Raw genomic sequence first — 7,815 nt, 5'->3', positions numbered from 1 at the left:
ATCCGTACCTATGATGATGACCCGACCAAATACCAGGATCTGCGCGTAGGCCGTATCGACGCCATTCTGGTGGATCGTCTGGCGGCGCTGGATCTGGTGAAGAAGACCAAGGATACGCTGGCGGTTGCGGGCGAGCCATTCTCCCGTCAGGAAGCGGGCGTCGCGCTGCGTAAAGGCAACGAAGACCTGCTGAAAGCGGTGGATGATGCCATTGCCGCTATGCAGAAAGATGGTAGCCTGAAGGCACTGTCAGAAAAATGGTTCGGCGCTGACGTGACGAAGTAAGGTTCACCGGCGGTAAAAAGGCGCTTATTTAAGCGCCTTTTTTATTTCTGCCGCTGAAGGTACATAATTAACAGCAGCATGTTTACTATTGGCCACCGGAGGCCCTATGTCTTTGCAAAACCTGACCCGCTTTCCGCGCCTCGAATTTATTGGCGCACCGACGCCGCTGGAGTACCTGCCGCGCTTCTCTGACTATCTGGGACGCGAGATCTACATCAAACGTGACGACGTGACGCCAATGGCGCTGGGGGGCAATAAGCTGCGCAAGCTTGAGTTCCTTGCTGCCGATGCGCTGCGGGAAGGGGCCGATACGCTGATCACCGCCGGGGCGATCCAGTCAAACCATGTCCGCCAGACCGCTGCCGTGGCGGCAAAGCTGGGCCTGCACTGCGTGGCGCTGCTGGAGAATCCTATCGCTACGCGGGCGGAGAACTATCTTACCAACGGCAACCGGCTGCTGCTGGATCTCTTTAACGCCCAGATAGAGATGTGCGACGCCCTGACCGATCCAGTGGCGCAGCTGGGCGAGCTGGCAACCCGCATTGAAGCCCAGGGTTTTCGTCCCTACGTCATTCCGGTCGGTGGCTCGAACGCGCTGGGCGCGCTGGGTTACGTGGAGAGCGCGCTGGAGATCGCCCAGCAGTGTGAAGGGGCGGTGGAGCTCTCTTCGATCGTCGTGGCCTCCGGTAGCGCCGGAACCCACGCCGGGCTGGCGGTTGGCCTTGAGCAGCTGATGCCGGAGGCGGAGCTGATTGGTGTTACCGTCTCCCGCAAGCGTGATGAGCAGAAACCGAAAGTCGTTGCGCTTCAGCAGGCGGTTGCCCGCGAGCTTGAGGTCCAGGCGACGGCAGATATCGTGCTCTGGGATGATTACTTTGCTCCCGGTTACGGCACGCCGAACGAGGAGGGGGTGGAGGCCATCAAGCTGCTGGCCCGTCTTGAGGGAATTCTGCTGGATCCGGTCTACACCGGTAAGGCTATGGCCGGGCTGATTGATGGCATCAACCAGAACCGTTTCAAAGATCATGGACCGATCCTGTTTATCCATACCGGCGGCGCGCCTGCGCTCTTTGCCTACCACCCCCACGTTTAAACTTCAGGCAGAAAAACCATAATGCAAGAGAGTATACAACTGGTAATAGAGTCGTTGCCGTACCTGCTGCGGGGGGCGGTATTCACATTACAGCTCAGCATCGGCGGGATGTTCTTTGGCCTGCTGCTCGGCTTTGTGCTGGCGCTGATGCGCATGTCGGCCATTGCGCCGGTTCGCTGGCTGGCACGTTTCTATATCTCCATATTTCGCGGTACCCCGCTGATCGCTCAGCTGTTTATGATCTACTACGGCCTGCCGCAGTTTGGCATCGAGCTGGATCCTATCCCGGCAGCCATGATCGGTCTGTCGCTTAATACGGCGGCCTATACCTCAGAAACGCTGCGTGCTGCCATCTCCTCGATCGATAAGGGGCAGTGGGAGGCCGCAGCCAGTATCGGCATGACCCCATGGCAAACCCTGCGTCGCGCTATTCTGCCCCAGGCGGCCAGGGTAGCGCTGCCGCCGCTGAGCAACAGCTTTATCAGCCTGGTAAAAGATACCTCGCTGGCGGCGACTATCCAGGTGCCGGAACTGTTCCGCCAGGCGCAGCTGATCACCTCCCGGACGCTGGAGGTCTTTACCATGTATCTTGCCGCCTCCCTGATCTACTGGGTGATGGCGACGGTACTCTCTGCATTGCAGAACTATTTTGAAAACCAGCTTAACCGTCAGGAGCGCGATCCGAAATGAGTGCGATTGAAGTGAAAAACCTGGTGAAGAAGTTTCACGGCCAGACGGTGCTGCACGGCATTGATCTCGAGGTTAACGAGGGGGAGGTGGTCGCGATCATCGGCCCCAGCGGCTCCGGCAAAACGACGCTGCTGCGTAGCATTAACCTTTTAGAGCACCCGGAGAGTGGCAGCATCCGCGTTGGCACCATCACCATCGATACGGCGCGGGCCTTAAGCCAGCAGAAGGGGCAGATCCGCCAGCTGCGCCAGCACGTTGGCTTTGTGTTCCAGAGCTTTAATCTGTTCCCTCACCGCACCGTGCTGGAGAATATCATTGAGGGGCCGGTGATTGTGAAGGGCGAAGCGAAAGCCGAGGCCGAGGCGCGTGCCAGGGAGCTGATTGCGAAAGTCGGATTGAGCGGCAAAGAGACCAGCTATCCGAAACGCCTCTCTGGCGGCCAGCAGCAGCGCGTAGCGATTGCCCGCGCGCTGGCGATGCGTCCGGACGTGATCCTCTTTGATGAGCCCACCTCGGCGCTGGATCCTGAGCTGGTGGGGGAGGTGCTGAGCACTATTCGCCAGCTGGCGCAGGAAAAACGAACCATGGTAATTGTGACTCACGAGATGAGTTTCGCCCGAGATGTAGCCGATCGGGCCATCTTTATGGATCAGGGCCGGATTGTGGAGCAGGGGCCAGCTAAAGAGCTGTTTGCCAACCCCCAGCAGCCGCGGACCCGTCAGTTCCTGGAAAAATTCCTCATGCAATAGCGTTCTGCTCATGCGCCTACCCACTTTATAGCGGCGGTGGGCGCAGCGGCCCGCGCCGTTATTAATCCCCTGCTAATGACCCGCCATATCTCCCGCTAATCTGGCTTCGGTTGGCATATACGTTCAGTTAATTTCCCCTGAGTGGGATAATTTGGATCTATAAATAAGATTTATGTGATAGTTTTATACATACATAATAAATATATAACGAACGGGGCTTTAGCGGTCAGTATGCAGGATATTGATTTTTTCACATGGCGGAGGGAGCTGCTGCGGCGTTTTAATGAGATGACGACAGCAGATGAGGTTTACAAAGAGTTAGAGAGTCAGACGCAGCGGATGGAATTTGATTACTACTCTTTGTGCGTACGCCATCCGGTGCCGTTCACACGGCCTAAAATTTTCCTTGAAACGTCCTATCCCGATACGTGGACGACGCAATATTATGCGGAAAACTATTTTGCCGTTGATCCCGTGCTGAAGCCGGATAACTTTAGTCAGGGTCATCTTCCCTGGAACGACCGCCTGTTTGAAAACGCGCAGAGCATGTGGGATGACGCACGCGATCATGGGCTACGCAAGGGTTACACCCAGTGCCTAATGCTGCCCAACCGTGCTACCGGTTTCCTGTCAGTATCAAAAACCTCGGTACGGGGTAAATGCCTGAGCGCTGATGAAATTGAGCTCTCTTTGCAGCTGCTGGTGCAGCTAAGCATGGTGACGCTTTCACGTCTGGAAGAGGAGATCGTGATGTCACCTGAGATGAAATTTAGCAAGCGCGAGTGTGAAATCCTTAAGTGGACGGCGGAAGGGAAGACCTCGGCGGAGATCGCAATGATTCTGTCGATCTCAGAAAACACCGTGAATTTCCACCAGAAAAACATGCAGAAGAAGTTTAACGCACCCAATAAAACGCAGATTGCCTGCTATGCGGCGGCCACCGGATTTATATGAACGCTGCCTGCGTTTCGCGTGCCGAACGCAACACCGGCTGACAGTTCGTCTGCCAGCCGGTAACCCATCACTGACGGTAGGCTTGTTTAATTTGCTTAACCGTATTCGCAAATACGTCAGCCTGACCTTCGTTTTCCATCTGGGCGATCTGTCGCTCCATTTTTAGGATAATCCGGCCCGCGTCTGCCTGGCCCATCGCCTGTAGCATCAGGGTAACCATTGCTTTCAGGCAGGAGACTTCCTGGGAGAGTTGTTGATTATTTTCCGCAGTAGAAAAGTCAGGAGTGCTCATCTATTTTCCTCGATTTGTTACAGCGCTGCTGCGCGCCCGTGAATGTGAAGGCGGCGGAGTATAGCACAAGCGCTACAGAAAATAGCACTGGTTGTTTTTTGTGCGCCATACAAGTCCGCGTGTAAATAGGGTGTTATTACGATTTACTCTAATTTATAACGTGGAGTATATGTTTAAAAGAGGTATAAAAGGCGTTAATTATTGTTACAAAGAAAAATGGGGTCTTTACAGCGGCGAAATAATATTACCGCCGATAACCGCCTGAAAAGTGGTATTTAAAAGACCTGTTTTAAAGGCAAGCGAGACGGGGCTCTTTCCACGTTTTGTACAGCTTTATTTCCAGAATTGCGAACGAAATCGTACGCATTGCAATTAATCTTTTAGTTTTTGCCAAAATAACGCTAATATAGAGCGACTTTACTGTCAGTCGCGTTATCCCTTTTTGGAGATTTGCTTTGATCAACGTTCTTCTTGTTGATGACCACGAGCTGGTGCGCGCAGGGATACGACGCATTCTGGAAGATATTAAAGGCATAAAAGTTTCCGGCGAGGTCTGTTGCGGTGAAGATGCCGTAAAATGGTGCCGTGCCCATCCTGTGGATGTGGTGCTGATGGATATGAACATGCCCGGTATTGGTGGTCTTGAGGCGACGCGTAAAATTGCGCGATCCACAGCCGATACCAGAGTGATTATGCTGACCGTTCACACTGAAAATCCGCTGCCTGCCAAAGTAATGCAGGCGGGCGCATCAGGCTACCTCAGTAAGGGAGCCGCCCCGAAAGAGATGGTAAACGCTATTCGCGCCGTCTATGCCGGCCAACGCTATATCGCCTCAGACATTGCCCAGCAGATGGCGCTCAGCCAGATTGAGCCAGAGAAGACCGAATCTCCCTTTGCCAGTTTGTCTGAACGCGAATTGCAGATTATGCTGATGATAACCAAAGGCCAAAAGGTGAATGAGATTTCCGAGCAGTTGAATCTCAGCCCGAAGACGGTGAACAGCTATCGCTATCGGATGTTCAGTAAACTGAACATCCACGGCGACGTAGAGCTGACCCACCTGGCCATTCGTCATGGTCTGTGTAATGCGGAGACGTTAACAAGTCAGTGAGTGATGTTTTTGATTCAAAAGCCTTTCTGAGTACGGTTACCAGTAAACCCGGTGTCTATCGCATGTATGACGCCGGCGGTACTGTCATCTACGTCGGTAAAGCCAAAGATCTCAAGAAGCGCCTGTCCAGCTACTTCCGTAGCAACCTTGCCTCGCGAAAAACCGAAGCGCTGGTATCTCAGATCCAGCAGATCGACGTGACGGTGACCCATACGGAAACGGAAGCGCTGCTGCTTGAGCACAACTATATCAAGCTGTACCAGCCCCGGTACAACGTGCTGCTGCGCGACGATAAATCCTACCCGTTCATTTTTCTTAGCGGCGATACCCACCCGCGTCTGGCGACGCACCGGGGCGCTAAGCACGCGAAAGGGGAGTATTTTGGACCGTTCCCCAACGGTTACGCGGTGCGCGAGACCTTAGCGCTGCTGCAAAAGATCTTCCCTATTCGCCAGTGTGAAAACAGCGTCTACCGCAACCGCTCCCGTCCCTGCTTGCAGTATCAGATCGGCCGCTGCCTTGGGCCGTGCGTCGAGGGACTGGTCAGCGAGGAGGAGTACGCTCAGCAGGTTAACTACGTTCGCCTCTTCCTGGCGGGGAAGGACGACCAGGTCCTGAACCTGCTGATTGAACGCATGGAGAAGGCCAGCCGCGATCTAGACTTTGAAGAGGCGGCACGCATTCGCGATCAGATCCAGGCCGTACGCCGCGTCACCGAGAAGCAGTTTGTCTCTAATACCGGGGACGATCTCGACGTGATTGGCGTCTCGTTCGACGCCGGTATGGCCTGCGTGCACGTGCTCTTTATTCGTCAGGGCAAGGTGCTGGGCAGCCGGAGCTACTTCCCGAAAGTACCGGGCGGCACCGAGCTGGGTGAAGTGGTGGAGACCTTTGTTGGCCAGTTCTACCTGCAGGGCAGTCAGATGCGTACCCTGCCGGGGGAGATCCTGCTCGACTTCGACCTGAATGATAAAACCCTGCTTGCCGATTCACTCTCCGAGCTGGCGGGCCGCCGTGTCAACGTGCAGACCAAACCGCGCGGCGATCGGGCGCGCTACCTGAAGCTGGCCCGCACCAATGCCGCTACGGCGCTTAGCACTAAGCTCTCCCAGCAGTCAACGGTAAGCCAACGTCTGGTGGCCCTCGCTACGCTGCTGAAGTTACCTGCGGTGCGGCGCATGGAGTGTTTTGACATCAGCCACACCATGGGTGAGCAGACCGTGGCCTCCTGCGTGGTGTTTGACGCCAACGGGCCGCTGCGTGCCGAGTACCGCCGGTACAATATTACCGGTATTACCCCAGGCGATGACTATGCGGCCATGAACCAGGTGTTGCGCCGCCGTTACGGAAAGGATATTGAAGAGAGTAAGGTGCCGGACGTGATCTTAATCGACGGCGGTAAGGGGCAGCTGGGGCAGGCGAAGGCGGTGTTTGCCGAGCTGGATGTCTCCTGGGATAAGCACCATCCGTTACTGCTGGGCGTCGCCAAAGGCACCGACCGTAAGGCGGGGCTAGAGACGCTGTTCTTCGAACCGGAGGGGGAGGGCTTTAACCTGCCGCCAGACTCACCGGCGCTGCATGTGATCCAGCATATCCGCGACGAGTCGCACAATCACGCCATTAGCGGGCACCGTAAAAAACGCGCGAAGGTGAAAAATACCAGTACTCTGGAGACCATTGAAGGGGTCGGGCCGAAGCGCCGCCAGATGTTGTTGAAATATATGGGTGGATTGCAGGGTTTGCTCAACGCCAGCGTTGAGGACATTGCAAAAGTGCCGGGTATTTCGCAAGGGTTGGCAGAAAAGATCTTCTACTCGTTGAAACATTGAGGGCTCTGTAGCAACATAGGGCTAATTTTTACTGACAACAGACAGTTACCTGCCACTATGCGATTCAATATCCCAACGTTGCTCACGCTTTTCCGTGTCATCCTGATCCCGTTCTTTGTGTTGGCGTTCTACCTGCCGGTGGTCTGGGCTCCCTTCGCATGTGCGCTGATCTTTCTTGTCGCTGCGGTGACGGACTGGTTTGATGGCTATCTGGCCCGCCGCTGGAACCAGAGCACCCGCTTCGGGGCCTTCCTCGATCCGGTGGCCGATAAGGTCATGGTGGCCATTGCTATGGTGCTGGTGGCCGAGCACTACCACACCTGGTGGGTGACGCTGCCCGCTGCCACTATGATCGCACGTGAGATCATCATCTCTGCCCTGCGCGAGTGGATGGCGGAGCTGGGCAAGCGCAGCAGCGTAGCGGTGTCGTGGATTGGGAAAGTGAAAACCACCGCGCAGATGGCCTCGCTGGTGTGGATGCTGTGGCGACCGAACGCCTGGGTGGAGTGGGCGGGAATCGGCCTGCTGTGGGTGGCTGCGGTGCTGACGCTGTGGTCTATGTTCCAGTATTTAAACGCGGCGCGGGGCGATCTGCTGGAACAGTGATCGTTTCGGCTTAATTTTCAGCAAACGATCCCGGTTTTAAAAAATATCGTTGACTCAGTGCGTCAGGTAAGTAGAATGCATCGCATCAGACGGCAGCACAGCTTGCCAGATGAGAGTAAAATCAAGTGATTAGCATATTCACCTGATGATGCGGGAATAGCTCAGTTGGTAGAGCACGACCTTGCCAAGGTCGGGGTCGCGAGTT

The 7,815-nt window shown here is 55.3% G+C and carries 9 protein-coding genes; 8 read left to right on the top strand and 1 reads right to left on the bottom strand.

Going from position 1 to position 7,815, the window contains the following annotated elements:
• From RTP97_RS20760 to sdiA, 5 genes are all read left to right on the top strand, one after another.
• Positions 1 to 285: transporter substrate-binding domain-containing protein (locus tag RTP97_RS20760; RefSeq protein ID WP_312416973.1), on the top strand; the 285-nt coding region annotated here is incomplete at its 5' end.
• A 106-nt stretch (positions 286 to 391) separates the two neighbouring features.
• Positions 392 to 1,378 (top strand): D-cysteine desulfhydrase, encoded by a 987-nt coding sequence (gene dcyD / locus RTP97_RS20755; RefSeq protein WP_312416970.1) that lies wholly within the window; start codon positions 392 to 394, stop codon positions 1,376 to 1,378.
• A 21-nt stretch (positions 1,379 to 1,399) separates the two neighbouring features.
• The gene (gene tcyL, locus RTP97_RS20750) at positions 1,400 to 2,068 is read left to right on the top strand and encodes a cystine ABC transporter permease (protein ID WP_103819249.1); all 669 of its coding nucleotides are present in this window, start codon (positions 1,400 to 1,402) and stop codon (positions 2,066 to 2,068) included.
• Entirely contained in the window at positions 2,065 to 2,817 is a 753-nt protein-coding gene (gene tcyN / locus RTP97_RS20745; protein WP_312416968.1) for an L-cystine ABC transporter ATP-binding protein TcyN, read from the top strand. Before tcyL ends, tcyN begins: the two co-directional genes overlap by 4 nt.
• Positions 2,818 to 3,048: 231 nt before the next feature.
• Positions 3,049 to 3,771, top strand: coding sequence for a transcriptional regulator SdiA (gene sdiA, locus RTP97_RS20740; protein ID WP_312416965.1), 723 nt, complete (start codon positions 3,049 to 3,051; stop codon positions 3,769 to 3,771).
• 67 nt (positions 3,772 to 3,838) lie between these two features.
• Here sdiA and RTP97_RS20735 read toward each other — a convergent pair whose 3' ends face one another.
• Positions 3,839 to 4,063, bottom strand: a complete 225-nt coding sequence (locus tag RTP97_RS20735) for a DUF2594 family protein (RefSeq protein ID WP_312416963.1) — start codon at positions 4,061 to 4,063, stop codon at positions 3,839 to 3,841.
• Positions 4,064 to 4,518: 455 nt separating this feature from the next.
• Here RTP97_RS20735 and uvrY point away from each other — a divergent pair, with 455 nt between their 5' ends.
• Genes uvrY through pgsA form a run of 3 tightly spaced genes read left to right on the top strand, consistent with a single transcriptional unit; the run spans position 4,519 to position 7,610 of the window.
• Positions 4,519 to 5,175 (top strand): UvrY/SirA/GacA family response regulator transcription factor, encoded by a 657-nt coding sequence (uvrY, locus tag RTP97_RS20730; RefSeq protein WP_312416962.1) that lies wholly within the window; start codon positions 4,519 to 4,521, stop codon positions 5,173 to 5,175.
• Entirely contained in the window at positions 5,172 to 7,004 is a 1,833-nt protein-coding gene (gene uvrC, locus RTP97_RS20725) for an excinuclease ABC subunit UvrC (protein WP_312416960.1), read from the top strand. The genes uvrY and uvrC overlap by 4 nt, the downstream gene beginning before the upstream one ends.
• A 57-nt stretch (positions 7,005 to 7,061) precedes the next feature.
• Positions 7,062 to 7,610: a CDP-diacylglycerol--glycerol-3-phosphate 3-phosphatidyltransferase gene (pgsA, locus tag RTP97_RS20720; protein ID WP_103819255.1), complete on the top strand. Its 549-nt coding sequence runs from the start codon at positions 7,062 to 7,064 to the stop codon at positions 7,608 to 7,610.
• The last annotated feature ends 205 nt before the right edge of the window (positions 7,611 to 7,815 follow it).

Source organism: Pseudescherichia sp. (assembly GCF_031998825.1).
In the GTDB taxonomy this organism is placed as follows: Bacteria; Pseudomonadota; Gammaproteobacteria; order Enterobacterales; family Enterobacteriaceae; genus Pseudescherichia.
This window is presented reverse-complemented; position numbering and strand designations above follow the sequence as displayed.

What these genes read in the sequence shown, in the direction of transcription:
- pgsA (WP_103819255.1), top strand. Translation starts at nt 7,062, where the DNA reads ATGCGATTCAATATCCCAACGTTGCTCACGCTTTTCCGTGTCATCCTG.
- sdiA (WP_312416965.1), top strand. Translation starts at nt 3,049, where the DNA reads ATGCAGGATATTGATTTTTTCACATGGCGGAGGGAGCTGCTGCGGCGT.
- dcyD (WP_312416970.1), top strand. Translation starts at nt 392, where the DNA reads ATGTCTTTGCAAAACCTGACCCGCTTTCCGCGCCTCGAATTTATTGGC.
- tcyL (WP_103819249.1), top strand. Translation starts at nt 1,400, where the DNA reads ATGCAAGAGAGTATACAACTGGTAATAGAGTCGTTGCCGTACCTGCTG.
- RTP97_RS20735 (WP_312416963.1), bottom strand. Translation starts at nt 4,063, where the DNA reads ATGAGCACTCCTGACTTTTCTACTGCGGAAAATAATCAACAACTCTCC.
- tcyN (WP_312416968.1), top strand. Translation starts at nt 2,065, where the DNA reads ATGAGTGCGATTGAAGTGAAAAACCTGGTGAAGAAGTTTCACGGCCAG.